The organism is Aeromonas molluscorum, assembly GCF_051376105.1.
Taxonomy (GTDB): Bacteria; Pseudomonadota; Gammaproteobacteria; order Enterobacterales; family Aeromonadaceae; genus Aeromonas; species Aeromonas molluscorum.
Map to the genome: position 1 here is coordinate 916,301 of NZ_JBPQCY010000001.1, position 26,860 is coordinate 943,160.

Annotated in this window: 26 protein-coding genes and 1 other RNA gene; 14 read left to right on the top strand and 13 right to left on the bottom strand. The window is 60.9% G+C overall.

Annotated features, from left to right (window positions below; genetic code table 11):
- Positions 1-34 precede the first annotated feature (34 nt).
- Positions 35-505, bottom strand: coding sequence for a hypothetical protein (locus ACSMDR_RS04350; protein ID WP_436467211.1), 471 nt, complete (start codon positions 503-505; stop codon positions 35-37).
- A gap of 253 nt (positions 506-758) precedes the next feature.
- Between ACSMDR_RS04350 and ACSMDR_RS04355 the strand changes: the two genes are divergently transcribed.
- Positions 759-1,454: an RluA family pseudouridine synthase gene (locus ACSMDR_RS04355; protein ID WP_436468195.1), complete on the top strand. Its 696-nt coding sequence runs from the start codon at positions 759-761 to the stop codon at positions 1,452-1,454.
- Between the two features lie 114 nt (positions 1,455-1,568).
- On the opposite strand, the gene udp is transcribed toward ACSMDR_RS04355, so the two are convergent.
- On the bottom strand, positions 1,569-2,324 hold the full coding sequence (gene udp, locus ACSMDR_RS04360; protein WP_005898793.1) for a uridine phosphorylase: 756 nt from the start codon (positions 2,322-2,324) through the stop codon (positions 1,569-1,571).
- Positions 2,325-2,879: 555 nt separating this feature from the next.
- Between udp and ACSMDR_RS04365 the strand changes: the two genes are divergently transcribed.
- Positions 2,880-3,218: an outer membrane protein assembly factor BamE gene (locus ACSMDR_RS04365; RefSeq protein ID WP_040319044.1), complete on the top strand. Its 339-nt coding sequence runs from the start codon at positions 2,880-2,882 to the stop codon at positions 3,216-3,218.
- Positions 3,219-3,353: 135 nt separating this feature from the next.
- Entirely contained in the window at positions 3,354-3,989 is a 636-nt protein-coding gene (locus ACSMDR_RS04370) for an NAD(P)H-binding protein (RefSeq protein ID WP_040319045.1), read from the top strand.
- A gap of 96 nt (positions 3,990-4,085) precedes the next feature.
- On the opposite strand, the gene ACSMDR_RS04375 is transcribed toward ACSMDR_RS04370, so the two are convergent.
- Positions 4,086-4,445 (bottom strand): RnfH family protein, encoded by a 360-nt coding sequence (locus ACSMDR_RS04375; protein ID WP_005898787.1) that lies wholly within the window; start codon positions 4,443-4,445, stop codon positions 4,086-4,088.
- 107 nt (positions 4,446-4,552) lie between these two features.
- Entirely contained in the window at positions 4,553-4,987 is a 435-nt protein-coding gene (locus ACSMDR_RS04380) for an SRPBCC family protein (protein ID WP_005898784.1), read from the bottom strand.
- A 157-nt stretch (positions 4,988-5,144) separates the two neighbouring features.
- On the opposite strand from ACSMDR_RS04380, the gene smpB reads away from it, so the two are divergent.
- Both smpB and ssrA read left to right on the top strand, forming a co-directional pair.
- Positions 5,145-5,633, top strand: coding sequence for an SsrA-binding protein SmpB (gene smpB / locus ACSMDR_RS04385; RefSeq protein WP_005898782.1), 489 nt, complete (start codon positions 5,145-5,147; stop codon positions 5,631-5,633).
- 222 nt (positions 5,634-5,855) lie between these two features.
- Positions 5,856-6,215: a transfer-messenger RNA gene (ssrA, locus tag ACSMDR_RS04390) on the top strand.
- A gap of 187 nt (positions 6,216-6,402) precedes the next feature.
- On the opposite strand, the gene ACSMDR_RS04395 is transcribed toward ssrA, so the two are convergent.
- On the bottom strand, positions 6,403-9,543 hold the full coding sequence (locus tag ACSMDR_RS04395) for an efflux RND transporter permease subunit (RefSeq protein WP_005898694.1): 3,141 nt from the start codon (positions 9,541-9,543) through the stop codon (positions 6,403-6,405).
- 17 nt (positions 9,544-9,560) lie between these two features.
- Positions 9,561-10,733, bottom strand: coding sequence for an efflux RND transporter periplasmic adaptor subunit (locus ACSMDR_RS04400; protein WP_436467216.1), 1,173 nt, complete (start codon positions 10,731-10,733; stop codon positions 9,561-9,563).
- A 161-nt stretch (positions 10,734-10,894) separates the two neighbouring features.
- On the opposite strand from ACSMDR_RS04400, the gene ACSMDR_RS04405 reads away from it, so the two are divergent.
- The 3 genes from ACSMDR_RS04405 (at position 10,895) to ACSMDR_RS04415 (ending at position 13,670) form a co-directional block, all read left to right on the top strand.
- Positions 10,895-11,533: a TetR family transcriptional regulator gene (locus ACSMDR_RS04405; protein WP_005898689.1), complete on the top strand. Its 639-nt coding sequence runs from the start codon at positions 10,895-10,897 to the stop codon at positions 11,531-11,533.
- Positions 11,534-11,662: 129 nt separating this feature from the next.
- Complete coding sequence (locus tag ACSMDR_RS04410) at positions 11,663-12,220, top strand: class I SAM-dependent methyltransferase (protein ID WP_161618905.1); 558 nt, start codon at positions 11,663-11,665, stop codon at positions 12,218-12,220.
- A gap of 280 nt (positions 12,221-12,500) precedes the next feature.
- Complete coding sequence (locus tag ACSMDR_RS04415) at positions 12,501-13,670, top strand: dicarboxylate/amino acid:cation symporter (RefSeq protein ID WP_436467219.1); 1,170 nt, start codon at positions 12,501-12,503, stop codon at positions 13,668-13,670.
- A gap of 224 nt (positions 13,671-13,894) precedes the next feature.
- Here the strand turns inward: ACSMDR_RS04415 and tesB are convergent, their stop codons facing one another.
- From tesB to rnm, 7 genes are all read right to left on the bottom strand, one after another.
- The gene (gene tesB, locus ACSMDR_RS04420) at positions 13,895-14,767 is read right to left on the bottom strand and encodes an acyl-CoA thioesterase II (protein WP_005898684.1); all 873 of its coding nucleotides are present in this window, start codon (positions 14,765-14,767) and stop codon (positions 13,895-13,897) included.
- A 186-nt stretch (positions 14,768-14,953) separates the two neighbouring features.
- Positions 14,954-15,877 carry a 23S rRNA pseudouridine(2605) synthase RluB gene (rluB, locus tag ACSMDR_RS04425; RefSeq protein ID WP_436467222.1) on the bottom strand — a complete coding sequence of 308 codons (924 nt, stop codon included), beginning with the start codon at positions 15,875-15,877 and terminating at the stop codon, positions 14,954-14,956.
- Between the two features lie 152 nt (positions 15,878-16,029).
- Positions 16,030-16,602 (bottom strand): SMC-Scp complex subunit ScpB, encoded by a 573-nt coding sequence (gene scpB / locus ACSMDR_RS04430; RefSeq protein WP_436467224.1) that lies wholly within the window; start codon positions 16,600-16,602, stop codon positions 16,030-16,032.
- The gene (locus ACSMDR_RS04435; RefSeq protein WP_436467226.1) at positions 16,586-16,819 is read right to left on the bottom strand and encodes a hypothetical protein; all 234 of its coding nucleotides are present in this window, start codon (positions 16,817-16,819) and stop codon (positions 16,586-16,588) included. Before ACSMDR_RS04435 ends, scpB begins: the two co-directional genes overlap by 17 nt.
- On the bottom strand, positions 16,809-17,648 hold the full coding sequence (locus ACSMDR_RS04440) for a segregation and condensation protein A (RefSeq protein ID WP_005898675.1): 840 nt from the start codon (positions 17,646-17,648) through the stop codon (positions 16,809-16,811). Before ACSMDR_RS04440 ends, ACSMDR_RS04435 begins: the two co-directional genes overlap by 11 nt.
- 22 nt (positions 17,649-17,670) lie before the next feature.
- Entirely contained in the window at positions 17,671-18,291 is a 621-nt protein-coding gene (locus tag ACSMDR_RS04445) for an L-threonylcarbamoyladenylate synthase (RefSeq protein ID WP_436467228.1), read from the bottom strand.
- Between the two features lie 80 nt (positions 18,292-18,371).
- Positions 18,372-19,259: an RNase RNM gene (rnm, locus tag ACSMDR_RS04450; protein WP_005898671.1), complete on the bottom strand. Its 888-nt coding sequence runs from the start codon at positions 19,257-19,259 to the stop codon at positions 18,372-18,374.
- Between the two features lie 433 nt (positions 19,260-19,692).
- Here rnm and ACSMDR_RS04455 point away from each other — a divergent pair, with 433 nt between their 5' ends.
- From ACSMDR_RS04455 to trpA, 6 genes are all read left to right on the top strand, one after another.
- Complete coding sequence (locus ACSMDR_RS04455; protein ID WP_436467231.1) at positions 19,693-21,321, top strand: anthranilate synthase component 1; 1,629 nt, start codon at positions 19,693-19,695, stop codon at positions 21,319-21,321.
- An 80-nt stretch (positions 21,322-21,401) separates the two neighbouring features.
- Positions 21,402-22,001: an aminodeoxychorismate/anthranilate synthase component II gene (locus tag ACSMDR_RS04460; protein ID WP_436467233.1), complete on the top strand. Its 600-nt coding sequence runs from the start codon at positions 21,402-21,404 to the stop codon at positions 21,999-22,001.
- A gap of 15 nt (positions 22,002-22,016) precedes the next feature.
- Positions 22,017-23,030, top strand: coding sequence for an anthranilate phosphoribosyltransferase (trpD, locus tag ACSMDR_RS04465; protein ID WP_436467235.1), 1,014 nt, complete (start codon positions 22,017-22,019; stop codon positions 23,028-23,030).
- A complete protein-coding gene (gene trpCF, locus ACSMDR_RS04470; RefSeq protein ID WP_436467237.1) occupies positions 23,030-24,499 on the top strand; it encodes a bifunctional indole-3-glycerol-phosphate synthase TrpC/phosphoribosylanthranilate isomerase TrpF in 1,470 nt (489 codons plus the stop codon). The genes trpD and trpCF overlap by 1 nt, the downstream gene beginning before the upstream one ends.
- 173 nt (positions 24,500-24,672) lie before the next feature.
- Complete coding sequence (trpB, locus tag ACSMDR_RS04475; RefSeq protein WP_436467239.1) at positions 24,673-25,881, top strand: tryptophan synthase subunit beta; 1,209 nt, start codon at positions 24,673-24,675, stop codon at positions 25,879-25,881.
- On the top strand, positions 25,878-26,684 hold the full coding sequence (gene trpA / locus ACSMDR_RS04480) for a tryptophan synthase subunit alpha (protein ID WP_042000765.1): 807 nt from the start codon (positions 25,878-25,880) through the stop codon (positions 26,682-26,684). Before trpB ends, trpA begins: the two co-directional genes overlap by 4 nt.
- Positions 26,685-26,860: the final 176 nt, after the last annotated feature.

Consider the following 26,860-nt stretch of genomic DNA (forward strand, 5'->3'; position numbering starts at 1 on the left):
TGGCCTCGCGTAGCAAGCACCACTCATCCCGACACTACTGGGCCTGAGGCTCATCCGGCGTCGTTTCCCCGCTCTCGTCCCGCGTGCAATCTAGAATGGACTGCTTGGGATTATTGGGATCGCGCAGCAAGAGAGGCGCCTCGCCTGCATTGTGTCTGGCCTCGTCAGAAAAATCGTTGCCGTAGCGGGTCACCATGAGATGGCGGGCATTGGCGATGGGGGCATCGATGAAGAGGGCATGCACCTCAAAGGTCGAGGTCGGGATCAGAAAACCGCTGATGGGCACCTCCCCCAGGGTCTCGCGGGTGCGATACCAGGCAAAGCCATTGGCTACCTTATAGGGCGTAAAATGAGCGAGTTCGGCATTACCCGGCTTGAGGGTGCTGGCATCGAGATAGAGGCTGTCGAGCTGGCATTCGGCCACCCCGGCCCACAGTCGCTCAAACGGGCTGCTGCATCCCGCAAGCGGCAGGCAGAGCAGTAAAATCATTGGCACCTTGTCCATCACTGCCCTCCTCAATCCAATGTCAGCCCCATAGGCTCAACCCGGGCCCACTCCTTTCATACCTTAGCAAGTCAGGGAAGCAGGATCCCGCGCTCCAGTCACAGAATCCATGGGGCCTCAACCTCTGTCCATCCTCTGGGTCAGAAGCCGACGCATCTCGCGTCATCATCTTCACCCCACCGCAAGCCGTGCCAAGCCGGAAACCTGGGTGTATCATGCCCGCCCGATCCCCTTCGAACCAAGCGCCCAGCCTATGCTAGATCCCGCCATCATAGACGACTTCATCGCCCCGCCCTGCCAGGGGGAGATACGCATCCTCTATCGGGACCACGCGCTGCTGCTTATCGACAAGCCTTCCGGCTTGCTCAGCCTCTCTGGCAAGAATCCGCAAAACCGCGACTCGGTTCACTATCGGCTAGTTCAGGATTTCCCCGGCTGCACCTTGGTTCATCGCCTCGATTTTGGCACATCGGGGCTCATGCTGGTTGCACTCAACAAGGTCGTCAATGCCGCCCTGTGCCGCCAATTCAGTGAGCGCACTGTCGACAAGGGCTACCTGGCGCTGCTCCACGGTCATCTGGTCGAGGATGAGGGGGTGATGGACTTTCCCATCGCCAAGGACCCGACCCAGTTTCCACTGATGAAGATCTGTGCCCTGGCAGGGAAGCCAGCGCGCTCCCGTTATCGGGTGCTGGCACGAGAGTATTGGTCCCATGACGGACAGAGCCCGGCCCCCATCAGCCGGGTCTCGCTGCACCCCGAGTCGGGACGCACCCATCAGCTGCGTATTCACAGCCAGCAACTGGGTTATCCCATGCTGGGGTGCGATCTCTATGGCGGCGTCGCCCATGCCCTGGCCGGGCGCTTGATGCTTCACGCCCATAGCCTGAGCTTCAATCACCCTCTCAGCGGTGAACGAATCAATGCGATCTGCGACTGCCCTTTCTAAACCTGTTCTCGCCAAAGCCGCGATATTCCATCGAGACTCTCGGCTATCAATTCCCATAAAAAGATAGGGGCCGTGCTTTCGCAACGGCCCCCACCCCCACTCGGTGTGCTGCTATCAGATCAGTTTGCGGGCAGCGCCCAGCACGATCTTGATGGCATCAGATTCGGTTCTCGCCATGGTTTCGGCGTTCGGGATTTCCTGCTGGGTACGGTTGACGATGACACCGGCAACCATACCGGCACGCAAACCCTGGCTGGAGCACATGGTCAGCAGCGTTGCAGATTCCATCTCGTAGTTCAGCACGCCCATGGCTTGCCACTCTTTCATGGAACCTTGGAAACGGCTCACTACGCGGCCGGATACGGTGTCGTAACGCTCCTGACCCGGGTAGAAGGTATCGGAAGAGGCGGTCACCCCCACATGCAGCTTGGAGCCCATCTCTTTGGCAGTGTTGACCAGTGCGGTGGTGCAGTCGAAGTCGGCCACGGCCGGGAACTCCATAGGTGCAAAGTGCAGGCTGGCACCGTCAAGGCGCACGGAACCGGTAGTCACGATCACGTCGCCTACGTTCAGGTGCGGCTGGATGGCGCCTGTGGTGCCGATACGCAGGAAGGTAGTGATACCCAGCTGGGCCAGCTCTTCCACTGCGATGGAGGTGGACGGGCCACCGATACCGGTAGAGCAGATGATCACGGCCTTGCCGTCCATCTCGCCACGCCAGGTGGTGAATTCGCGGTGGCTGGCCAGGAACACAGGATTATCCAGCAGCTCGGCGATGCGCTTCACGCGCTCGGGATCGCCAGGAACAATCGCCAGGGTGGCACCTTGCAGATCGGCCTTCTTCAACCCTAAGTGGAAAACATCAGACATAGTGGACTCCTGGTTGCTCCCTACCAACATGGTCAGGGCGCACGTTATGATGATTCTTTATGGAACTTTCAGCGTTATCACTCCCCTCGCTGGGGAGGCGCCAACTATGGTCGAAAGCGCTTTCCAATTCCTTGAAGCAACTCACACTTCCTTGCATTGACAGTGACATATTCAGTGCAAAACGTTTGCTAACTTAATGAATTACTTGGAAAACGTTTTTCCATCAAGAGCCCGAAAGCTGACCTTGGCAATCCCTGTCATGCCCCAGCCTATCGGTACATGATTGAGTCCACAACGTTAACTTAAAGACTCCATTGCTGCCCACTTTCTACTCCGACGACAATGCTATGTCAGCTCCCCCGCCAATCCGCAACGGACGAGCCACAAGGAAAATCGCCGCCCTTTTTCGCACCGCCATGGCAATCGCTAGCAAACCGAAAGGAGCGCAGGCGGCCTTTTTATTGGCTGATGGATCAATGGCTTTTTACTTCCGCCAAGGGAGTGGGTATGATTTGCCGAGCTTAAAAAGACTTGAATGGATGATCTGAACTCGATATGCGGATGAAACACCTGATTGCCGCGGCACTGACCGCTCTCACACTCTCTGGTTGCAGCCTGGTTTATCGCATCGATATTCCTCAGGGCAACTATGTGGAACAAAAGCAGGTCGACAAACTGCGCCAAGGCATGAGCCGCGAGCAAGTCGAGTTCGTGCTGGGCTCCCCCATGATGCGCGACACCTTCGATCCCGACACCTGGTACTATCTGTATGAGTTCCAACCGGGCCGAGGCGACAAGGAGCGCAAGGAGCTGACCGTGAAATTTGTCGGCGATCGGCTGGCCACGGCAAGCGGTGACTTCCCGCTACCTGCGGCCTTCACCACCCCGCTCTGATATCCCACGAAACCGGCCAAGGCCGGTTTCGTTTTAGGTGAATGAAAATCGCATGAACCCCATCCTGATGACAGGGGCAACGCACCTGTGCTACGACCGGGAACGGCTCATCTCAAGTACTCTGAGGAGATCATCCTGAGCCACATCCTGATAGCGGGTGCCAGCGGTTTAATCGGGCGGGAGCTGCTCCGCCAGCTCGACTCGACTCATTCACTGACTCTGCTGTGCCGCAGCGCGGGGGAAGCCGCCCCCGGCCGACACTGGTTGCCAGTAAACTTCGAGCGACTGGACGAGGTTGTGCTGCCCACCCCCATCGATGTTGCCTTCTGCTGCCTCGGCACCACCCGCAAGAGCGCAGGCTCCGATGAGGCGTTTCGCCGGGTCGACCATGACTATGTACTGGCCTTCGCCGCCCTCGCCCGGCGCCACGATTGTCAGCGACTGGTGGTCGTCTCGAGCCTAGGGGCCAATGCCGCCTCCCCCTTGCTCTATCCCCGCACCAAGGGGGAGATGGAGCAGCAGCTGCAAGCGCAATCCTGGCCGCGTCTCGCCATCGTCCGTCCCGCCATGCTGCTTGGCGATCGCCAGCCGCCGCGCACGTCAGAGCAGCTCATCCAGCTCATCTATCCGCTGTGCAAGCCGTTGCTGCGAGGACGATTCAGACGCTGGCGCGCCATCGAGGCAAGCCAGGTGGCGCACGCCATGATCGCCCTCGCCAGCCAGGATACGGGGGTCGACACGGTGGAAAACGAGCGGTTGCAGGTAATATGAATCCCACGCAGCAGTGCCGCCATTCCAGCCTGCTCGCGGTGTCAGGACGCTCAAAAAAGGCGCCGAAGCGCCTTTTTCATGCCAGCTGACCCGGTATCAGCTTGATTCGGCATCGTCCTGCTTGCGGTGCACATCGGGACGGCCACCGGTCACCACATCGGCTCGCCCCTCCTCTTTGGCCTTTTCGGCCCGTTTCTTGCGCATCTCTTTGGGATCGGCGGTAAGCGGTCGGTAGATCTCGATGCGATCGCCATCCTGCAGCAGATCCGAGCCCTTGGCCAAGCGGCTGTAGATGCCCAGCTTGTTGACCGCCAGGTCTATCTCCGGGTGCTTGGCCAGGATGCCTGACTGTTCGATGGCGGTCTGCACGCAGGTTCCGGCCCCCACCCGCAGCGCCAGCACCGTCTGTCTATCCGGCAGGGCGTAGACCACTTCAATATTGAGCGACTCAGGCATCAAGGATCTCCTTATCGCGGTGAGAGATCGCCTGAAACGCGGCATACGAGGCCCGCCACAGCACCGGATGGCCCAGCAGGGAATAGCCCACCGGCATACTCAGCGACTCAGACACCGTAAACCACCTTGGCGCGCTGGGAGAACGCCAGCACCATCGAGCCCACCAGATCGCGGAAAATCTGCCCGAAAGCCAGCTCGATCAACTTGGAAGTAAATTCAAAGTCGAGATCGAATTCCACCTTGCAGGCATCCACGTCCAGGGGAGTGAAGGTCCACCAACCCGCCAGCTTGCGAAATGGGCCATCAACCAGCTCCATCTTGATCTGGCGATTGGTGTCGAGCTGATTACGGGTGGTGAAGGTCTTGGCGATGCCCGCCTTGGCCACATCCACGGAGGCGGTCATAAAATCCTCACCGCTCTCATGAACACGGCTGCCGACACAACCCGGCAAAAATTCGGGGTACGCATCCACATCATTGACCAGACGGAACATCTGCTCGGCACTGAACATCACCAAAGCACTACGGGTAATACGGGGCATGGGGTTTCCTCATCCAATCCCCGGGATTTTATCACCATATCACCGAAAATCACCGCCGAAACTGCTCATAAAGTCGCCATTCGAGCGGCTGCGCGTTTTACAGCCGCCGCCACCCACGTATAATGCGGCTTCCAAGTCATCGCCGAAGGCGCCCGTCATGAGCAAAAACAACAGTAAAAACAAAGCCGGGTCCAGCACTATTGCCCTCAATAGAGCCGCGCGCCACGAATACTTCATCGAAGAAAGAGTCGAAGCGGGTCTGGCGCTGCAAGGCTGGGAAGTCAAATCCCTGCGGGCAGGCAAGGCCAACATCAGCGAGGCCTATGTCATCTTCTTGCAGGGGGAAGCCTTCCTGTTCGGCTCCAGCTTCCTGCCGCTCAATGCCGCCTCCAGTCATGTGGTGTGCGATCCGACTCGTACCCGCAAGCTGCTGCTCAGCCGCCGTGAGATCGACCGGCTCGAGAGCCTGACCGCTCGTCAGGGCTACACCATAGTGCCCTTGGCCCTTTACTGGAAAGAGTGCTGGGTCAAGGTCGAAATCGGTCTGGTGAAAGGCAAGAAAGAGCACGACAAGCGCGAAGATACCAAGGCCCGCGAATGGGATCGCGAGAAGTCGCGCATCATGAAGAACAAACGCTTGGGCTGATCTCAAGGCGACAAGCCGAGTGTCCTGTTCACCATCACGCCGGGCCCATGGGTTCGGCGTGTTGCTTTGTGTGGCTCGCTTTTTGGACGGGGGTTCACCTTATCCCAGCTCCTGGCGGGCAATAACGATCATTAAATCGGCAAACACAGCCTCAATTTAATTCATTGTCCGCCAACGCCTTGCCATGGCTGGTTTTTTGCGTACAATCCCAACTAACAACTTGGGGCTGATTCTGGATTCGACAAGATTCACGAAACCCAAGGTGCATGCCGAGGTGCGGTAGGCCTCGTTAATAAACCGCAAAAAAATAGTCGCAAACGACGAAAACTACGCACTCGCAGCTTAATAACCTGCGCTGAGCCCTTCTACCCTAGCTTGCCTGTGTCCTAGGGAATCGGAAGGTCATCCTTCACAGGATCGTGTGGAAGTCCTGCTCGGGGCGGAAGCATTAAAACCAATCGAGCTAGTCAATACGTGGCGTGTCTCTCCGCAGCGTGTTGGCGAATGTAAAGAGTGACTAAGCATGTAGTACCGAGGATGTAGTAATTTTGGACGGGGGTTCAAATCCCCCCAGCTCCACCAAACGTTTGGAAAGGGCCACTTCGCAAGAAGCGGCCCTTTTTCTATGCCCCAGCCACGTAAAGATGGCGTGAACACCCATGCAACACCTGGCGGCATGGCGCCAATAGAAAGAGGGAGGCACAGGCCTCCCTCTTTTGTCTGTCACGCCCTCACTCAAGGTGACGGCCATTTGATTGGCCTTAACGGCTTATGCCTGCTCGTTCGATTTAGGCTCTGCCTGCCCGCCCTTCTGTTTGGTGAAGTAACGCATCACCAGCACGAAGAAGAGCGGCACGAAGAAGATGGCGAGCACAGTGGCACTGATCATGCCGCCCATGACGCCGGTGCCAATGGCGTTACGGCTGCTGGCCCCCGCCCCGGTACTGATTGCAAGCGGCAATACCCCCAGGATAAAGGCGAGCGAGGTCATCAGGATTGGCCGCAGTCTCAGCCGTGCAGCCTCCAGCACGGCCTCACTCAGGCTCATGCCTTTGTCATAAAGCTCCTTGGCGAACTCGACGATCAGGATGGCGTTCTTGGCCGACAGCCCTATGGTGGTGAGCAGGCCGACCTGGAAGTAGACATCGTTCTCCAGGCCGCGCAGGGTCGCCGCTATGATGGCGCCCAATACCCCAAGCGGCACAACCAGCATGACGGAGAAGGGGATGCTCCAGCTCTCATACAGGGCCGCCAGACAGAGGAAGACCACCAGCAGCGAGATGGCGTAGAGCGCAGGTGCCTGGGAGCCCGCCTGACGCTCCTGGAAGGAGAGCCCGGTCCACTCGATACCTATTCCCTCGGGCAGCTGTTTCACCATCTGCTCGATGGCGGCCATGGCATCACCGGTACTCTTGCCGGGGGCAGCCTCACCGACAATCTCCATGGCGGAGACGCCGTTGTAACGCTCAAGGCGGGGTGAACCATAGCTCCACTGGGTCGTGGCGAAGGCCGAGAAGGGCACCATCTTGCCGTCCCCGTTGCGCACGTACCACAGCTTGAGATCTTCCGGGTTCATCCGGAAGGGAGCATCCGCCTGCATGTAGACCTTCTTGACCCGGTTGCGGTCCATGAAGTCATTGACATAGGAGGAGCCCCAGGCCGCCGACAGCGTGCTGTTGATGTCGCTGACGGTCAGCCCCTGGGCCAGGGCCTTCTCGTAATCAATCTTGATGTCGAGCTGGGGCGTGTCTTCCATCCCGTTCGGACGAACCCGGACCAGATTGGGATCCTGCGCCGCCATGCCGAGCAGCTGGTTGCGGGCCGCCATCAACTTCTCATGACCCAGACCAGCTCGGTCTTGCAGGAAGAAGTCGAAACCTGTGGCCGTGCCCAGCTCGGGGATGGGAGGCAGGTTGAACGCGAAGACCTGAGCCTCCTTGATGCTGAACAGATACCCCATGGCGCGGCCTATGATGGCATTGGCGCTGCGCTCGGGGGTGTCACGCTCTTTCCAGTCCTTGAGCTTGATGAACGCCATGCCGCTGTTCTGGCCGCTACCGGCGAAGCTGAAACCCGCCACCGTCAGCACAGAGTCGACATTGTCTTTCTCCGTTTCGAGGAAGTAGTCACGCATCTCGGCCAGTACGGCCTCGGTACGCTGCTTGGTCGCCCCGACCGGCAGCTGCACCATGGACATGATGACCCCCTGATCCTCTTCCGGCAGGAAAGAGGTCGGCAGGCGCAGGAAGAGCACGGCCAGCACCACCAGCATCCCCAGATAGATGATGCTGTAGCGCGCCCCTTGCTTGATGACTTTGCCCACGCCGCGATGATAGCGATCGGCACCGGCGTCAAACACCCGGTTGAACCAGCCAAACAGGCCGCGATGACTGGCGTGCTCGCCATGCTTCATCGGCTTGAGCAAGGTGGCGCACAGGGCCGGGGTCAGGATCAAGGCCACCAGCACGGAGAGCACCATGGCCGAGACGATGGTCAGGGAGAACTGGCGATAGATGGCGCCGGTTGAGCCGCCAAAGAAGGCCATGGGCACGAACACGGCAGAGAGCACCAGGGCAATCCCCACCAGGGCACCCGTGATCTGATCCATGGACTTGCGGGTCGCCTCCAGAGGGGATAGCCCCTCCTCGCTCATCAGGCGCTCCACGTTCTCCACCACCACGATGGCGTCATCCACCAGCAGGCCGATGGCCAGCACCATGCCGAACATGGTGAGGGTGTTGATGGAGAAACCGAACGCCGCCATGACCCCGAAGGTCCCCAGCAGTACCACGGGCACGGCTATGGTCGGGATCAGGGTGGCCCGGAAGTTCTGCAAGAAGAGGTACATGACGCAGAACACCAGGATGATAGCCTCAATCAGGGTCTGCACCACCTCCTCGATAGAGATCTGCACGAAGGGGGTTGTGTCATAGGGATAGACCACCTTCATGTTCGCCGGGAAGTACTGGGAGAGCTCGTCTATCTTGGCCTTCACATGCTCGGCGGTATCCAGAGCGTTGGCACCGGTTGCCAGCTTGATGGCGATGGCCGAGGTAGGTTGGCCGTTGTAGAGCGCCTCGGCGTCATAGTTCTCGCCGCCCAGCTCGACCCTGGCCACGTCCTTGAGCAGGACCTTGGAGCCATCCTGATTGACCCGCAGCAGTATGTTGTTGAACTCCTCCACGGTCGAGAGCCGGGTCTGGCCCATGATGGTGGCGGTAAATTGCTGATCGTTCACCGAGGGGGTGCCCCCCAGTTTACCGAAGGCCACCTGGGCGTTCTGGCTCTGGATAGCGGCCTGAATGTCAGCCGGGGTCAATTGCACCCGGTTGAGGCGATGCGGATCCAGCCAGACCCGCATCGAGTACTGACTGCCGAACAGGGTAATGTCACCCACCCCGTCCAGGCGGCTCAAGGGCTCCTTGATGTTGCTCACCACATAATCGGAGAGATCATCGTTGCTCATCTTGCCATCGCTGGAGATGAAGCCCGCCACCATCAGGAAGCTGCTGGAGGTCTTCTGCACCCGGATGCCTTGCTGTTGCACCTCTTGCGGCAGCAGTGACATGGCCTGTTGCAGCTTGTTTTGCACCTGCACCTGGGCGATGTCGGGATCCGTGCCCGGCTTGAAGGTCAGGGTGACGGACACGTTGCCGGCCGAATCGCTCTGGGATGACATGTAGAGCAGGTGATCCAGCCCCGTCATGTTCTGCTCGATGATCTGGGTCACCGAGTCTTCCACCGTCTTGGCGGAAGCACCCGGGTAGCTGGCCGAGATTCCCACGGCCGGCGGCGCTATGGTGGGGTACTGGGAGACAGGCAAGGTCAGGATTGCCAGCCCCCCTGCCAGCATGATCACCAAGGCGATCACCCAGGCGAATATGGGTCTGTCTATGAAAAATCGTGCCATGAGGCGACTACTCCATCCTACTTGTTGGCCGGGGTGGCTTGCGCCTGAGCGGATTGCTCGCTAGGGGTAACCTGAGCACCGGGCCTGACTTTCTGCAGACCGGCAACGATGACCCGCTCGCCTGCCTTGAGACCGGACTCCACCACCCAATTGCTGCCAACGATGCGACTGATGTGAATATCCCGCAGCTCGACCTTGTTGTCCTGGGTGACCACCATGACAGTGGCGCCCCCATTGGGAGTCCGGGTCACGGCCGTCTGGGGCACCAGTAGGCCATGGCTGCGCTCGCCCTCTTTCAAGGTGGCGCGCATGAACATGCCGGGCAGCAACAGCAGCTGCGGGTTGGGCACTATGACCCTCAGGGTCACCATGCCGGTGGTCTCGTCCACGCTGACATCGGAGAACTGCAGCTCGCCGGATTCACCATAGGCGCTGCCATCTTCGAGCAGGAAGCTCACCTTGGCGTTGTCAGCCTGACCCGAGGTCAGCTTGCCCGCCTCGACCTGACGCTTGAGGCGCAGCAGATCGGCGGTGGACTGGCTCACGTCCACGTACATGGGGTCGAGCTGCTGGATAGTGGTCAGGGCCGCCGCTTGCTGGGCGGTGACCAGCGCGCCTTCGGTCACGGCGGAGCGACCGATGCGCCCGCTGATGGGGGCCGTGATGCGGGTGTAGTCGAGGTTGATCTGGGCGCTCTGGAGCGCGGCCTTGGCGGCGCCTATCTCGGCAAGTTGCTGCTTCCAGGCGGCATCGGCATCATCAAACTCCTGACGGCTGATGGCCTTGACCTTGGCCAGCTCGCCATAGCGCTGGGCCTTGAGGCGGGCACTGCGCTCATTGGCCTGGGCCTTGGCCAGATTGGCCTTGGCGCTGGCCACATTGGCTTGATAAATGGCGGGGTCAATCTGATAGAGCAGCTGGCCGGCCTTGACGTCCGAGCCCTCGGTAAAGAGACGCTTGAGCACTATGCCGCTCACCTGGGGGCGCACTTCGGCAATGCGCAAGGCGGCGGTGCGGCCGGTCAGCTCGGTGGTGAGCTGCAAGGGGGCTGTGTGCAGCGTGGCCACTTCCACGGCGGTGGGGGGCATCTGGCCGGGGGCCTGGGCTGCCTCTTTATCACCGCAGCCAGCCAGCCATCCTGCCGCTAACAAGGCTAGTCCGACCGAACGGGCAATTTTATTTTTATGCATGTAGCACCTGATCCTCTGTCTGCTTACGAACAACCATTCAGGGGGCGATAAGCCCCCCATTGGTAAAATCAGTCAAGATGGGGCAATATACATACATTCACGAATGTATGTATATTGGTTTTTGTTATTATCCTCACCCTTTTTGGACTAAGCGAAACAAGATGGTCAGACGCACTAAAGAAGAAGCCCAGCAGACCCGCTGCCACATCATGAACATGGCGTTGGATCTGTTTTGCCGCCAGGGGCTGGCCAAGACCAGTCTGACCGATATCGCCAAGGCTGCGGATCTGACCCGGGGCGCCATCTACTGGCACTTCAAGAACAAAGAGGAGCTGTTTGTCGCCCTGTGGGAGGAGCTGTGCCAGCCCCTCTCCCACCAGCTCGATGCCAGCCTCAATCCGGAGGAGCCAGATCCCCTCGGCCGACTGCGGCTGTTTCTGCACAGCGCCCTGCTCAAGATCACCCGGGAACCTGGCCATCGCCAGATGTTCACCATCATGTACAGCCTGGAGACCATAGAGGTTGAAGGGGAGGCCTTTACCTTGCGTGAGCACATTCACAAAGAGTCGCGCCGCTTCGCGCAAGATCTCGAGCGCTCCCTCGCCAACGGCGTGCGCAAAGGCCAGCTGCCCGCGGATCTCGATCTGGCCCGAGCCGCTACCCTGCTGCACTGCACCCTGGATGGCTACATTCTCAACTGGTTGCACTTTCCCGAGCGTGTCGATCTGGCCAAGGAGGCCGACTACCTGCTCGATTGTCTCTTCTTGCAGCTGCACCATATGCCTGCGCGACGTGACTGAGATCGAGGCTGCGCCGCGGCAATCCGCACCGTGCAGCAAGGCACCGCCGGGCAGATCCCATGCGGGATCTGGCCCTAGGCCCCCTCCCCTTGCTACCATGGGTTTCTCCCTTATTACCCCGAGCTCCCGATGTCGCCTGCAACCCCTCTCGTGCTGTCCGCCCGCGCGCCCCTCTATCACTGCATCTGTCAGGTGCTGACCCCAGGCGCCCATCTGCTCGATGCAGGTTGCGGTGAGGGAGAGGATGCCCGCCATTTCCAGCAAAGCGGTTATGTGGTGAGCGCCATCGAGCTTGATCTGGCCATGGCCAGGCGCGCATCGCGTCATGGGGATTTACCGGTGCGGGTCGGCGACATCAGCACGCTGCACACTGTGGTGCCCTTCGATGGCATCTGGGCCTGCGATCTGCTCCCCTGTCTGCCCGCCTCCCAGCGTTTTGCCATGCTGGCCAAGCTGGCCAGCTTGCTCAAGACGGGGGGGATCCTCTATTGCAACGTGCCCCAGGGCGAGCGACTCGCGCCGCCAGAGGAGACTGACCCCCTCGATACAGAGGCCAGCATGGCCGCCGATGAGCTGGAGATGCTGGCCTCGCTCTCGCTGCACCTTGTCCGTCAATGGCAAGCGCCACTGCCTCCCAAGCCCGCGACTCAAGCCTGGCGTCATCTGCTGCTGCGCAAGGGCTCCTGATAATAGGGGGATGAGGTTTATCAACCCCGTCACCAATTCACTTCTCCCCGACGAAATAGCGCGCCGCCGCTATCCCCTCCACCTCGCCCCTCGCTGGGCAGGCCAGTGCCAGGTAATCCCGGCACTTGGCGAGCAGTGGCAATTATTGGACAGATGCATCTTCACAATACTTAACACCACCATAACAAGGCATAGACAGACATAAGGCTGTATATGTGTTAAAAAGCCGCACTAAATTCAGAAGACAATAACAAATCAGACACTCACACCGGATCTGCCCATGAAACTCGTGCTCAAACTCCTCGCTGGCATCCTCGCCGGTCTGCTGCTCGGCCTCTATGCTCCCGACTGGGTCGCCCGTCTGCTGTTCACCGCCAAGACTGTGGTCGGTCAGCTGATTGGCTTCACCATACCGCTCATCATCTTGTTCTTTATCACCAGCGGTATCGCCAGCCTGCCAAAGAACTCGGGCAAGCTGCTCGGCAAGACGGTAGCCCTGGCTTATGGCTCCACCATTCTGGCGGGCACCTTCGCCTTTACCCTGGCCAGTCGGCTGATCCCGACCCTGACCGAGGCCGCCACCGCCAGCGCGGATCCTGCCAGCAAACTGATCTCCTATATCAGCATGGAGATCCCGCCGCTGTTCGGGGTCATGTCGGCCCTGGCCGCCGCCTTCATCTTCGGGATCGGCATCAGCGCCAATGAGGCCACTGACTTGCGTCGCATCGCCGATCAGGGTCGCGACATCATCGACCGCCTGCTGGCCCGGGTGATCATTCCCTTGCTGCCCATCTATATCGCCGGCGTCTTCATCGAGATGACGGTGGAAGGCACCGTCTTCGCCACCCTCAAGACTTTCGGGGTAGTGCTGGTGATGGCCATCGTCATGCACTGGATCTGGCTGTGCCTGCTGTTCGTCGGCACCGGGCTGGCCCTTGGCCGCTCGCCGCTCATGCTGCTGAAAAACATGCTGCCCGCCTACTTCACTGCCCTGGGCACCATGTCCAGCGCCGCCACCATACCCGTTGCCCTGCGCGCCAGCCGCCAGAACGGGGTGAGCGAAGGGATCGCCAACTTCACCGTGCCCCTGTGCGCCACCATCCACCTGTGCGGCTCCACCATCACCCTGGTGACCTGTGCCACGGCCGTCATGTATCTCTCCGAGCACCTGGCCATCCCGGGCTATGGCACCATGCTGCCCTTCATCATGATGCTGGGCGTCATCATGATAGCGGCGCCCGGCGCCCCGGGGGGCGGCGTCATGTCGGCGCTCGGCCTGCTCACCTCCATGCTCGGCTTCGGCGAGGCCTCCATCGCCCTGATGATCGCCCTCTACCTGGCCCAGGACAGCTTCGGCACCGCCTGCAATGTGACCGGTGACGGCGTCATCGCCCTCTGGGCCGATCGCTTCGCCCAGAGTGATAGCGCATCGCGATCTGAAGCCGCCTGACCCTTGACGGGCATAAAAAACGGGAGCCAATGGCTCCCGTTTTTTATCGATAAGCATCTGAGAGAAGCTTGCCTCAATCAGCGGTTAGCGAGAGATGGGGCTGCAGTTGAACGAAGGCCAGACGCCGTCCCAAGCCATGGTGTCGGTGCCCGGCCTGGATCTATGCCCCCCTTCGCCAGGTTGCGCTACCCACTGTCAGAGCGCAGTACGTACTCTGCCAGCGACTATGGCTTGCTTCCCCGGCGGCGGATCACCCCCTCCTGGGCCGTGCTCGCCACCAGCACCCCATCCCGGGTAAAGAACTGGCCGCGAACCAGGCCACGGCCGGCACTGGCGCTCGGGCTGTCCACCACGTAGAGCAACCAGTCATCGAGCCGGAAGTCCCGGTGGAACCACATGGAGTGGTCTATGGTGGCCACCTGTATGTCTGGCTCCCAGTAAGAGACACCGTGGGGTTGCAGGGCGGCGAACAGGAAGTGGAAATCGGAGGCGTAGGCCAGCAGGTACTTGTGCACCCTTGGATCGTCCGGCATCTGGCCATTGGCCTTGAACCAGACATGCCTCAGCGGCTCGTGGACGTCCGGCCGGATCGGATCGACCAGGGTCACCGGGCGAATTTCGAGGGGTTTCTCACACAGGATCTTGTCACGCAAGGCGGGCGGGATCTGATGCTCGTAGGGGCGCACCAGCTCCAGCTCGCTCTTGAGCAACTCGGGGGGAGTGATCCCCTCCGGCATGCTGATCTGATGCTCGAAGCCCTCGGCCTCGACTTGAAACGAGGCGTTGAGGTAGAAGATGGGCTTGCCGCCCTGAATGGCCTTGACCCTGCGGGTGGAGACGGTCTGACCGTCGCGGATGTTCTCCACGTCGTAGACGATGGGGCGATTGGCATCCCCGGGGCGCAGAAAATAGGAGTGGAAGCTGTGTACCTGACGATCGGCGGCCACCGTCTGCTTGGCGGCGGACAACGCCTGCCCCATGACCTGCCCGCCAAACACGGCTCGCAGGCCGAGATCCTGGCTCTGGCCCCGAAACAGGCCCTCTTCGATCTTCTCCAGCGCCAGCAGTGCCAGCAGCTCATCCAGTACCTTGCTCATTAGTTTCTCCTGTATCCGATAGCCAAAGGCTAACAAGGAGCCAGAGCCGAGGCAACCTTCCCTGCTCTCACGCCAGGGGGTGAGGAGGCCGCTACCCGAGCTCGGGGGACTACCCCATAAACAAAAAGGCCCGCACTGGTGAGTGCGGGCCCTGTTTTTCGCATCAGTCAGAATGACTGCGGCGGCTTATTTACTGCCGGTACCCGAGTTGCGGGTCGAGGAGGTCGGCTTGCGACGGGCGCTCGCGGTGCGGGCGCGGGGCTCCTGGCCTTGCAGCTCTTTGTGGCGTTTGACGGCACGGCGGATCTGGGCTGCCTGCTTGTGACGGGTGCTCTTGCCCTCTTGCTGCAGATCGACCTTGGATTCGGTCTCGTAGTTCATGTGAACCAGACCGCGCAGGTAGTTGACCTCCTGCAGCTTGAGCTCTTTCCAGCCACCACGGGGGATGCCGCGATCCAGGGTGACGTCGCCGTAACGCACGCGCATCAGGCGGCTCACCTGCACTTCCTGAGATTCCCACAGGCGACGCACTTCACGGTTGCGCCCCTCGGTCAGGGTCACGTTGAACCACTGGTTCAAGCCTTCACCACCGGCCGCCTTGATCTTGTTGAACCTGGCCAGGCCATCTTCGAGCTGCACCCCCTTGCGCAGGCGTTGCAGCATAGCTTCGGTGATCTCGCCGAACACCCGTACCGCGTACTCACGCTCAACCTGGTGACTCGGGTGCATCAGACGGTTGGCCAGTTCACCATCGGTGGTGAACAGCAGCAGGCCTGAGGTGTTGACGTCCAGACGACCGACCGCTATCCAGCGAGCACCATCCATCTTGGGCAGACGATCGAACACGGTCGGACGACCTTCCGGATCGTGGCGGGTACACATTTCGCCTTCTGGCTTGTGATAGGCCAGCACACGGCAGATCTGCTCTTCGGCAGCACGGGTCTTGATCTGATGACCATCAACCCGGATCACGGCGTTCACTTCGACGCGATCTCCCAGTGTGGCAGCCTTGCCATCCACACTGACCCGACCTGCGGTGATCAGGGCCTCCATCTCACGACGGGAGCCGTGACCCGCGCGGGCCAACACTTTTTGCAGTTTTTCACTCATCGGGGTTACCTGATTGTTGTTCCCTGTCCGGCATGCCGGGCAAGGGTAATGACTGTGCAGGATCCCATTACGGGGATCCTGCACCGCTTCAATGATTAAGACACTGCGTTCACCACATCCAGCAGCCCGGTCGAATCACCCGACCGGCTCACTCAATGGGCGCCACTCTCCTCGCCCAGCATGGTGGACAAGGGTTGATCCAGTTCTGGATCCAGCTCGGGGAGCTGTTCCAGGCTCTGCAGATTAAAATAATCGAGAAATTCTCGGGTGGTGGCCAGCAACTCGGGCCGACCCACCACCTCTTTGTGGCCTATGCTGCGCACCCAGCCACGCTCTTTCAGGGTATTCACCATCTGGCTCGAGACCGCCACCCCTCGGATGGCTTCGATCTCGGCCCGCGTTATCGGCTGGCGATAGGCAATCAGCGTCAGGGTCTCCAGCACGGCCCGCGAATAACGCGGCGCCCGCTCGCTCCAGAGTCTTGAGAGCTCTTCGGCATACTCCTGGCGCGCCTGAAAGCGCCAGCCGGAGGCGACCTCCTTGAGCTCCACCCCCCGCTCGCTGTAATCCTGCTTCAGCTCGGCCAGCAACAGCTGCACATAGCGACTGGTCACCGGATAATCCGCCAGCACGCTGCCCTTGAGCTCGCTCACCGTCAAGGGCCGACCCGCCACGAACAGGGCCGCCTCGAGCAGGGTCTTGAGCCGTTCAGCAGGCAGGGCCATGACCGCTCTCCTCCGGGCTTAGGATGTTGCACTCGCCAGGGATGACCACCCCACAAAAATCGCGGGGCGCAGCATACCACAAGTCGGCTGGCGAATTAATGAACTCTTGCGTGCAGATGATGCCGATGGCTCCCGGCCCCCCTCCTGCCAGGGGGATGATGGCCGCCTCTGCCGGTGCCGCGATGGGCAGATTCAGCCACATTGACTCAGTGCTCATGTCCGCTCGTCTCTTCTATCTGGCTCGCCAGGGCAAAATGGAGAGGGCCAAGGGGCTCGGCCTGCAAGATCCAGATCAACTGCTCCTTGCACAGCTCAAGCAGGGCGAGGAAGCTGACCAGCACCCCCATGCGTCCCTCTTCGGCCCGCAGCACATCCGCCAGCTGCAAGGTCTGCCCCAGGGAGAGCAAGGCGAGAATTTCAGCCATACGGACCCGAGTCGGGATCTGTTCACGGCGGATCTGGTGATGCTCAAAATGCGTCGCGCGTTTTACCACACTTTGCATATAGAGGGCGAGCTCGACCAGAGAGACATCGGGCGAGAGCGGCTTGAGATCGCCAAAATCCGGTGGCAGGGCGGCGGCAATAAAGATCTCCCTCTCCACCCTGGGCAAGCCATCGAGCCGCTCGGCACCATGCTTGAAACGCTCATACTCTTGCAGGCGACGAATGAGGGTGACCCTGGGATCTTCCCCCTCTTCTTCGTCTTCCAGCTCGGGCGCCTTGGGCAGCAACAGGCGGGACTTTATCTCCGCAAGCCAGGCCGCCATCAGCAGATATTCGGCTGCCAGCTCCAGATTCAACCCCTGCATCAGCTCTACATAGCGCATGTACTGGGTGGTTATCTGCAGGATCGGCAGGTTGAGAATATCGAGCTGCTGACGACGGATGAGATAGAGCAGCAGATCCAGCGGCCCCTCGAAGGTCTCGAGGAATACCTCAAGGGCATCCGGGGGGATGAAGAGATCCTGGGGCAGCTCATGATAGGGCTGCCCCAGTACGGTCGCGATGGGTATGGCCGCGGCCACCCTCGTCGTCATCTCCTCCATCTCATGGGATGGCGCGCTGGCCTCATTCAAACGGAGTGGGATCTCCGGCGCCGCGACGGCGCACCACGGGGTCTTCGTCGGAGAAGTCGACCACTGTGGTCGGCTGCTCGCCGAGGTAACCGCCGTTGAGCACCAGGTCCAGCTGCTTGCCGAGTTTGTCTACGATCTCTTCGGGATCGAACTCCGCCATGTCGGATCCCGCCAGGATCAGGGTGGTGGAGAGCAGCGGCTCACCCAGCGCTTCGAGCAGCGCCAGCGCAATGTTGTTGGCTGGCACCCGGATACCGATAGTCTTCTTCTTCTCGTTCATCAGACGACGGGGCACCTCCTTGGTCGCCTTGAAGATGAAGGTATAGGCACCCGGGGTATTGCTCTTGAGCAGACGAAACGCGCTGTTGTCCACCTTGGCATAGGTGGCTATCTCGGAGAGATCCCGGCACACCAGGGTGAAGTCATGATTGGGCTCGATGCGGCGGATGCGGCAGATCCGCTCGAGAGCCCCCTTGTCACCCATGTGGCAGCCGAGGGCGTAGCCCGAATCGGTGGGATAAGCGATGACGCCACCATTTTGAATGATCTGCACCGCCTGGCTGATGAGACGGGCCTGGGGATTGTCTGGATGTACATAGAAATGCTGAGTCATATATTCCTCCCGGAATAGGGCAGGCTCATCCTGCCATCAATACAATAGCCACTTTAGCACGGGGCCCGGAGGCTGGCAGCTCAGGTCGCCCGGCTCGCCAGCAAGCTCTGGTGCTCATCGCTGCTGAGTCCGAAATGGCCCGGATAAGCGAGCCAGAGCGGCGTACCCTCTTTGGGCAGCCAGAGATGACGGCCCAGCTCGGTCCAGTTGGACGGAAAGTGAAAATCAGAACCAACCGACACATAGAGATCGTGATCCTTTGCCCACTGACCCAGATTGGCGCGCTCCCCCGGGCTCTGCTGGGGCAGGGATACCTCCATGGCATCCCCTCCTGCGGCCTTGAACACCACCAGCAGACGCTTGATCCACTTGGCGGTGAGATCGTAACGGCTGGGATGGGCCAGCACGGCCAGGCCACCGGCACTGTGGATAACGGCTATCGCCGCTGCCATCTCGGGCCAATCGGCCGGCGCATAACCCTTGTTGCCCCGGCTCAGGTATTTCTTGAACACCTTCTGCATGTTGTCGGCAATGCCGCGGGCAACCAGCACGCGCGCGAAGTGGGCTCGCGTCACGGCGGCGTCGCCAGCCAACTGCTTTGCCTCTTCATAGGTGCCGGGGATCAGGCATTTTTCCAGACGTCGGCCAATCTCCTGGGCCCGGGCCTCGCGCCGGGCGAGCTGGGCAGCAAGAAAATCCATCAACAGCGGATTTTTTTCGTCCACCCCCAGCGCCACTATATGGATCTCGTTATGCTCCCAGGCAGTGGAGATCTCGACCCCGCTCACCAGACGCAGCGGCAGCTGTTCGGCGGCGATGGTGGCGCGCACCTCGTCAAGTCCGGCGAGGGTGTCGTGGTCAGTGACCGCCAACACCTCCACCCCCTTCTCGGCGGCGCGGCGCACCAGGTCCCGGGGTGCCAGCACACCGTCTGAGGCTGTGGTATGGCAGTGCAGATCGAATCGCATCGGCTATCTCGCTCACATGGTTCAGGGCGAATTGGCAAAAGCGACTTGACTTGGTCGCCGCTTTATCGTTTTCTGTAGGCACTTCGATGCCAAGGGCATCTACTCGAATGACAGGCACAGGACTCTATCATGCAAACGACATTCACCCTGAACGCAAACTGGTGGTGGCACATTCCCTGACATGCGGGCGTGTGGTCGTTGCTGTACCTGTAATCTGACAGCAAATAAAGAACACAAAGAAAAAGCCCGCTGACCCCAGCGGGCTTTTTTATTATCCGGTAAATGGACGCGTGATGAAACCGATTAAACAGACATGGCGATGGCGACCGTACTGAAGCGGACAAAACCCACTCAATTTCAAGGAATAGAACGTCATGACATGCTGTTTTCACTCCATAGGTACACGCCAGATACACTCGCAAGGGAAGGCCTTATGACTCGTTTATCCCTGGGCGAATTTGACGCCCTCAAGCTCAATGCCCCTTATGTGGCCGATCCACTGGCCCTGTTCACCCGCTTGTGCCAGGAGAGCCCCAACACCCTGCTGCTCGAATCCGTGGAGATAGACTCCAAGGCGGGTACCCAGAGCCTGCTGCTGGTCGATGCCTGCCTGCGCATCGAGTGCCGGGGCCGCAGGGTGCGGGTCCGGGCCCTCAATGACAACGGCCCTGCGCTGCAAGCCTTGCTGCGCGCCCACCTGCCGACCTTCATCAGCCAGGCTGATGCTGATGCTGATGCCGATGGCGAACTGGTGCTGGATTTCCCCGCCTCGGATCGGGAGCTGGATGAAGATAGCCGCCTCAAGGGCTATGGCGTGCTGGACGTGCTGCGCACCCTGCAACGGGAACTGCACTGCCAGCTAGGTAAAGAGACGCTCTTCCTGGCGGGCACCTTTGCCTATGACCTGATTGCCTCCTTCGAAGATCTGCCCCAAGTGCCGGAGGGCAGCAACGACTGCCCCGACTACTGCTTCTATGTGGCCGAGACCCTGATCACCATAGATCACATCAAACAGAGTACTCAACTCAGCGCCTGCCTGTTCGGTGGTGAAGGCGACCTGGACGCCCGTTGTGCCCGGCTGACCGACCGGTTGACGGCCCTCAAGCTGGCCTGCCAGCAGGATTTCGCCGTTGCACTGCCAACCCCGCTGCTGACGACGGGCATGAGCGTGGACAAGAACGACAAGCAGTTCTGCGCCGAAGTCGAGCGGCTCAAGGGCTTTATCCGCCGCGGCGACATCTTCCAGGTCGTGCCGTCGCGCAGCTTCTCCCTGCCCTGCCCCAGCCCGCTCGCCGCCTATCGTCGCCTCAAGCAGACCAACCCCAGCCCCTACATGTTCTATGTGCAGGACGAGGGTTTCACCCTGTTTGGCGCCTCGCCGGAGAGCGCGGTCAAGTTCTGCGCCAAGAGCCGCGAAGTGGAGATGTACCCCATAGCCGGTACCCGTCGCCGTGGTCTCAACCCCGATGGCAGTATCAATCTGGATCTCGATGGCCGCATCGAGCTGGAGCTGCGCCAGGACGAAAAAGAGGTGGCCGAGCACCTGATGCTGGTGGATCTGGGCCGCAACGATATCGCCCGCATCTCGGAGCCCGGCACCCGCTATGTGAAAGACTTGCTCAAGGTGGATCGCTACAGCCATGTGATGCATCTGGTCTCCCGGGTCGTCGGCACCCTGCGCTCGGATCTGGATGCCCTGCACGCCTATCAGGCCTGCATGAACATGGGCACCCTGACCGGCGCCCCCAAACTGCGGGCCAGCGAGCTTATCCGCGAGGTGGAAGGGCGCAGACGGGGCAGCTACGGCGGCGCCGTCGGTTATCTCAACGGCGCTGGAGAGATGGACACCTGCATAGTGATCCGCTCGGCCTTCGTAAAAAATGGCATCGCCCATGTTCAGGCCGGAGCCGGTGTGGTCTATGACTCCAAACCCCAGGCCGAAGCGGACGAAACCCGCGCCAAAGCCGCTGCCGTGCTCGCCGCCATTGCCGCCAGCCATGGCACCTCACTGCAGGCACTGAGCGCCCAGCAGGAGCAACACAAGGACGTGAGCCATGACTAACATCTTCCTGCTCGATAACTTCGATTCGTTCACCTACAGCCCTCTGGCCGATCAGTTCCGCACTTCGAAGGAGCAGACCCATGACTAATATTTTCCTGCTCGATAACTTCGACTCTTTCACCTACAACCTGGTGGATCAGTTCCGCACCCTCGGCTACCCGGTGCGCATCTATCGCAACAGCCTGCCCGCGCAACGTATCATGGCGGAGATTGCCGCCTGCGGTGGTGACGCCGTGCTGGTGCTCTCCCCGGGGCCGGGCGCCCCCCATGAGGCGGGTTGCCTCATTGATCTCATCAAGCTGGCCCGCGGGCATGTGCCCATCCTCGGCATCTGCCTCGGCCATCAGGCGCTGTGTGAAGCCTATGGCGGCACCGTCGGCGCCGCCGCCGAGATAGTTCATGGCAAGCGCTCCTTGATAGAGCACGACGCTCATGGCGCCTTTGCCGGTCTGCCAAGTCCGTTGCCGGTGGCTCGCTACCACTCCCTGGTCGCCACTTATGTACCGGAAGAGCTGACGGTGATTGCCCACTATCAGGGCATGCCCATGGCCATCGAGCAGCGCGACGAGCGGGTGCTTGGCTTCCAGTTCCATCCCGAATCCATCATGACCAGCGAAGGGGCCCGTCTGCTCACCCAGGCGCTCGCTCATATCACCCGCCCCGAAAGCAGCGTGCGTTAAGGAAAGGAGACCCTCATGCATCATCATCTCAATACCCTCTTCCAGGGACAGTCTCTCTCCCGCGACGAAGCCCGTGAGGCCTTCGGCCAGGTGGTGCGCGGCGAAGTGGACCCCATAGTCCTGTCCAGCCTGCTCACAGCCCTCAAGCTCAAGGGAGAGACCCCGGAGGAGATAGCGGGCGCCGCCGAGGCGCTGCTGGCCGAAGCCCGGGACTTCCCGCGCCCCGATTATCCCTTTTGCGACATCGTCGGCACCGGCGGTGATGGCCTCAATACCATCAATGTCTCCACCACCTCGGCCCTAGTCGCCGCCGCCTGCGGCCTCAAGGTCGCCAAGCACGGCAACCGCTCGGTCTCCAGCAAATCGGGCTCGAGCGATCTGCTCGACAAAATGGGCATCAAGCTCGACATGAGCCCGGCCCAGGCCCGGCGCTGCCTTGACGAGCTAGGCATCTGCTTCCTGTTCGCCCCCCAGTACCACGCAGGGGTGCGCCACGCCATGCCGGTGCGCCAGGCGCTCAAGACCCGCACCCTGTTCAATGTGCTGGGGCCCCTCATCAACCCGGCCCGTCCGACCTATCAACTGATGGGTGTCTATGCCCCGGAGCTGGTGCGTCCCATCGCCGAAACCCTGCTGGCCTTGGGATTGAAAACCGGTATGGTGGTACACGGTGCGGGCCTGGACGAAGTGGCTATTCATGGCCCGACCCAGGTCGCCGAGATCCGGGACGGCGAGATCCGTGAGTACCTGCTCACCCCGGCCGATTTCGGGCTCGATACCTACCCGGTCAGCGCCATTCAAGGGGGCGAGCCGGAAGAGAACCGGGCCATCACCGCCGCCATCCTGGCGGGACAAGGTACCCAGGCCCACAATGCCGCCATCGCCGCCAACGTCGCCCCGCTGCTGGTGATGGCAGGCAAGGCCCCGGACTTCAAACGCGCCGCCGCCCAGGTGCTGGCCAAGCTCGCCAGCGGTGAAACCAGCGCACTCGCCCAGGCGCTGGCCGCCCTGAGCCATCAGGAGGCATGATGTCAGCCGTTATCAGTCACCACAGTATCAATCGCAGCAAGGATATCGAGATGCTTAACCACCCCTCCCTGAGCCAGACCATTCTCGGCAAAATTGTGGCGGCCAAGCAGGAGTGGGTGGCGGCCCGCAAACTGGCCCAGCCCCTCGCAAGCTTCCAGGGCGCGCTGCTGCCCAGTGACCGCGACTTCGAAGGAGAACTGCGCGCAGGCGGTACCCGCTTCATTCTCGAATGCAAGAAGGCCTCTCCCTCCAAGGGGCTGATCCGTGATGATTTCAGCCCCGAAGCCATCGCCGATATTTATGGCAAATACGCCACCGCCATCTCGGTGCTGACCGACGAGAAGTTCTTCCAGGGGGATTTCGCCTTCCTGCCAAGGGTGCGGGCCCGGGTCAGCCAGCCGGTCTTGTGCAAGGACTTCATGATAGATCCCTATCAGGTCTATCTGGCCCGCCACTATCAGGCGGACGCCATCTTGCTGATGCTCTCTGTGCTCACCGATGAGGGTTATCGCACCCTGTTCAAGGTTGCCAAGGCGCTGGGCCTTGGCGTCTTGACCGAGGTGAGTAATAAAGATGAGCTGGATCGCGCCCTGGCGTTGGGCTCGCCGGTGATCGGCATCAACAACCGGGATCTGCGGGACATGAGCGTGAGCCTGAACCGCACCCGCCAGCTGGCGGCGCAGATCCCGGCGGATCGCGTGGTCATCAGCGAGTCCGGCATCCAGGATCGCAGCCAGGTCGCCGACCTGCGTCACCATGCCAAGGGCTTCCTGGTGGGGTCTTCCCTGATGAGCGAATCTGACCTGGAAGGGGCGGTGCGCAAGCTTGTCCTGGGCCAGAACAAAGTATGCGGCCTGACCAAGCCGGAAGATGCCGCCGCAGCCCACCAGGCGGGCGCCGTGTTTGGCGGCCTCATCTTCGTGGCCAAGAGCCCGCGCTATGTGGATATCCCGAGCGCCCGCACCGTGATGGCTGGCGCACCGCTTGCTTACGTGGGGGTGTTTCGCAACGCCGGGATCAACACCATCGCCCAGACGGTCGAGTCCCTGGGACTGGCCGCCGTGCAGCTGCACGGGGACGAAGACGCCGCCTTTATCGAGGCCCTGCGTGCCCGGCTGCCAGGCCAGTGCCAGATCTGGAAGGCGGTCGGCATCACTCTCGATAAGGCAAGTGGGGAGCCGCTGCCCAACCTGGATTATCCGGCCGATCGCCTGCTGCTCGATACCGTCGTGAAAACGGCAGTCGGCAGCCAGAGCGGTGGCACCGGCCAGGCCTTCGACTGGACAGTGCTCGACGGGCTAGACAAGTCCCGCCTGATGCTGGCCGGTGGGCTCAACCCGGACAATGCCCTGAGCGCAGCCCAGGTCGGTTGCCTGGGCCTTGATTTCAACTCCGGGGTCGAAAGCGCCCCCGGCCGGAAAGATGCCAGCAAGCTTGAGGCCGCCTTTGCCGCCCTCAGGCAGCTCTAAGCTCTCGCCGCTATCGATTCGCATTTTATGAATAGGACAAGGAATAGACCATGACTCTGCTCAATCCGTTTTTTGATGAATTTCGTTGCTGATATGTATGCGCCTCAGTCATATGCTTCAGCCCGCCACGGCTCATCGCTGATCTAAATTGCAGAATATATAGGAAGATAACCATGACCCTGCTCAATCCGTTTTTTGGTGAATTTGGCGGTATGTATGTACCCCAGATCCTGATGCCCGCTCTGCTCCAGCTGGAGAAAGCCTTCGTGGATGCCAGGGAGGATGCCGCTTTCGTGAAGGAGTTCCAGGAGCTCCTCACCGAATATGCCGGCCGCCCCACGCCGCTCACCCTGGTTCGCAATCTGACCAAGGGCACCAGGACCCGCCTCTACCTCAAGCGCGAAGACTTGCTGCACGGCGGCGCCCACAAGACCAACCAGGTGCTGGGCCAGGCCCTGCTCGCCAAACGCATGGGCAAGAACGAGATCATCGCCGAGACAGGCGCCGGTCAGCACGGGGTCGCCACTGCCCTGGCCTGCGCCCTGCTCGGCCTCAAGTGCCGGGTTTACATGGGTGCCAAGGATTGCGAGCGCCAGAAACCGAACGTGTTTCGCATGAAGTTGATGGGCGCCGAGGTGATACCGGTGCATTCGGGTTCCAGCACCCTCAAGGATGCCTGCAACGAGGCGCTGCGTGACTGGGCAGCCAACTACGAGACCGCCCACTATCTGCTCGGTACTGCCGCCGGTCCCCACCCCTTCCCGACCATAGTGCGGGAGTTCCAGAAGATGATCGGGGAAGAGGCCAAGGTGCAGTGCTTCGAGAAAGAAGAGCGCCTGCCGGATGCGGTGATCGCCTGCGTCGGCGGCGGCTCGAACGCCATCGGCATGTTTGCCGACTTCATCCCGGATGAGGGGGTGCGCCTTATCGGCGTCGAGCCCGGTGGCCACGGCATCGAGAGTGGCGAGCACGGTGCGCCGCTCGGTCACGGCAGCAAAGGGGTCTTCTTTGGCATGCACTCCTACCTGATGCAGGACAAGCAGGGGCAAATTCAGGAGTCCTACTCCGTCTCGGCGGGTCTGGACTTCCCCTCCGTCGGCCCCCAGCACGCCCACCTGGCCGCCATCGGCCGCGCCGAGTATGTCTCCATCACCGACAAGGAGGCCCTGGACGCGTTCCAGGAGCTGGCCAGAAGCGAGGGCATCATACCAGCGCTGGAATCCTCCCACGCCCTGGCTCACGCCCTCAAGATGGCCCGCAGCGAGCCGGAAAAGGAGCAGGTGCTGATCGTCAACCTCTCCGGCCGTGGCGACAAGGACATCTTTACCGTTGCCGATATTTTGGAAACAGAGAGCTTCGACAAAGAAGGAACCCGCAAATGAATCGCTACGCACAACTGTTTTCCCGTCTGGAACACGCCAAGCAGGGCGCCTTCGTCCCCTTCGTGATGCTGGGTGACCCCACTCCCGAGTTGTCGCTCGCCATCGTCGATGCCCTGGTCGAGGGGGGCGCCGATGCCCTGGAGCTCGGCATTCCCTTCTCCGACCCGGTCGCCGACGGTCCCACCATCCAGGGGGCCGCGCTGCGGGCCTTTGCCAGCGGCACCACCCCGGATGGCTGCTTCCAGCTGCTGACCCGCATTCGGGCCAAGTATCCCCAGATGCCCATTGGCCTGCTGGTCTACGCCAACCTGGTCTATGTGCGCCACATCGATGGCTTTTATGAAAAATGCCAGCAGGCCGGGGTGGACTCGGTGCTGGTGGCGGACGTGCCGGTGCAGATGTGCGCCCCCTACAAGGCGGCCGCCGACAAGTTCGGCATCGACAGCATCTTCATCGCCCCGCCCAATGGTGACGCCGAGACCCTCAAAGCCGTGGCCGAGCTGGGCTCTGGCTACACCTACCTGGTGAGCCGCGCAGGGGTGACCGGCGCCGAGACCAAGGCGGGCATGCCGGTGGAGGGATTGATCAATACCCTCAACGAGTTCAAGGCCCCCCCTGCCCTGCTCGGCTTTGGCATCAGCGATCCCCAGCAGGTGAAGGAGGCCATCAAGGCGGGCGCCGCCGGCGCCATCTCCGGCTCCGCCGTGGTCAAGATCATCGAGACCCATCAGCAGGATCCCGACCGCATGCTCATTCGCCTGAAGGAGTTTGTGCAAGGGATGAAGGCGGCGACCAATAAGTAGGGGCAGGCATAGGATCATATGCCGTTGGCCCTGACCAGCCAGCCAGCCAGCCAGCCAGCCAGCATAAAGGGAGCCCACTTGGGCTCCCTTTTCTATTTATCTCTTTTGCTTCCTATCACTTTGTCCCCTATCCCTTCGGGAGAGGGCCAGGGTGAGGGGGAGTTTTCGCACTCTCT

What these genes read in the sequence shown, in the direction of transcription:
- scpB (WP_436467224.1), bottom strand. Translation starts at nt 16,602, where the DNA reads ATGGCCCTGCCTGCTGAACGGCTCAAGACCCTGCTCGAGGCGGCCCTG.
- ACSMDR_RS04395 (WP_005898694.1), bottom strand. Translation starts at nt 9,543, where the DNA reads ATGGCACGATTTTTCATAGACAGACCCATATTCGCCTGGGTGATCGCC.
- ACSMDR_RS04400 (WP_436467216.1), bottom strand. Translation starts at nt 10,733, where the DNA reads ATGCATAAAAATAAAATTGCCCGTTCGGTCGGACTAGCCTTGTTAGCG.
- ACSMDR_RS04380 (WP_005898784.1), bottom strand. Translation starts at nt 4,987, where the DNA reads ATGCCCCGTATTACCCGTAGTGCTTTGGTGATGTTCAGTGCCGAGCAG.
- trpCF (WP_436467237.1), top strand. Translation starts at nt 23,030, where the DNA reads ATGTCAGCCGTTATCAGTCACCACAGTATCAATCGCAGCAAGGATATC.
- udp (WP_005898793.1), bottom strand. Translation starts at nt 2,324, where the DNA reads ATGTCTGATGTTTTCCACTTAGGGTTGAAGAAGGCCGATCTGCAAGGT.
- ACSMDR_RS04350 (WP_436467211.1), bottom strand. Translation starts at nt 505, where the DNA reads ATGGACAAGGTGCCAATGATTTTACTGCTCTGCCTGCCGCTTGCGGGA.
- ACSMDR_RS04445 (WP_436467228.1), bottom strand. Translation starts at nt 18,291, where the DNA reads ATGACTCAGCATTTCTATGTACATCCAGACAATCCCCAGGCCCGTCTC.
- ACSMDR_RS04410 (WP_161618905.1), top strand. Translation starts at nt 11,663, where the DNA reads ATGTCGCCTGCAACCCCTCTCGTGCTGTCCGCCCGCGCGCCCCTCTAT.
- tesB (WP_005898684.1), bottom strand. Translation starts at nt 14,767, where the DNA reads ATGAGCAAGGTACTGGATGAGCTGCTGGCACTGCTGGCGCTGGAGAAG.
- smpB (WP_005898782.1), top strand. Translation starts at nt 5,145, where the DNA reads ATGAGCAAAAACAACAGTAAAAACAAAGCCGGGTCCAGCACTATTGCC.
- ACSMDR_RS04460 (WP_436467233.1), top strand. Translation starts at nt 21,402, where the DNA reads ATGACTAATATTTTCCTGCTCGATAACTTCGACTCTTTCACCTACAAC.
- rnm (WP_005898671.1), bottom strand. Translation starts at nt 19,259, where the DNA reads ATGCGATTCGATCTGCACTGCCATACCACAGCCTCAGACGGTGTGCTG.
- ACSMDR_RS04440 (WP_005898675.1), bottom strand. Translation starts at nt 17,648, where the DNA reads ATGGAGGAGATGACGACGAGGGTGGCCGCGGCCATACCCATCGCGACC.
- ACSMDR_RS04415 (WP_436467219.1), top strand. Translation starts at nt 12,501, where the DNA reads ATGAAACTCGTGCTCAAACTCCTCGCTGGCATCCTCGCCGGTCTGCTG.
- ACSMDR_RS04375 (WP_005898787.1), bottom strand. Translation starts at nt 4,445, where the DNA reads ATGCCTGAGTCGCTCAATATTGAAGTGGTCTACGCCCTGCCGGATAGA.
- trpD (WP_436467235.1), top strand. Translation starts at nt 22,017, where the DNA reads ATGCATCATCATCTCAATACCCTCTTCCAGGGACAGTCTCTCTCCCGC.
- ACSMDR_RS04405 (WP_005898689.1), top strand. Translation starts at nt 10,895, where the DNA reads ATGGTCAGACGCACTAAAGAAGAAGCCCAGCAGACCCGCTGCCACATC.
- ACSMDR_RS04435 (WP_436467226.1), bottom strand. Translation starts at nt 16,819, where the DNA reads ATGAGCACTGAGTCAATGTGGCTGAATCTGCCCATCGCGGCACCGGCA.
- ACSMDR_RS04355 (WP_436468195.1), top strand. Translation starts at nt 759, where the DNA reads ATGCTAGATCCCGCCATCATAGACGACTTCATCGCCCCGCCCTGCCAG.
- trpB (WP_436467239.1), top strand. Translation starts at nt 24,673, where the DNA reads ATGACCCTGCTCAATCCGTTTTTTGGTGAATTTGGCGGTATGTATGTA.
- rluB (WP_436467222.1), bottom strand. Translation starts at nt 15,877, where the DNA reads ATGAGTGAAAAACTGCAAAAAGTGTTGGCCCGCGCGGGTCACGGCTCC.
- ACSMDR_RS04455 (WP_436467231.1), top strand. Translation starts at nt 19,693, where the DNA reads ATGACTCGTTTATCCCTGGGCGAATTTGACGCCCTCAAGCTCAATGCC.
- ACSMDR_RS04365 (WP_040319044.1), top strand. Translation starts at nt 2,880, where the DNA reads ATGCGGATGAAACACCTGATTGCCGCGGCACTGACCGCTCTCACACTC.
- trpA (WP_042000765.1), top strand. Translation starts at nt 25,878, where the DNA reads ATGAATCGCTACGCACAACTGTTTTCCCGTCTGGAACACGCCAAGCAG.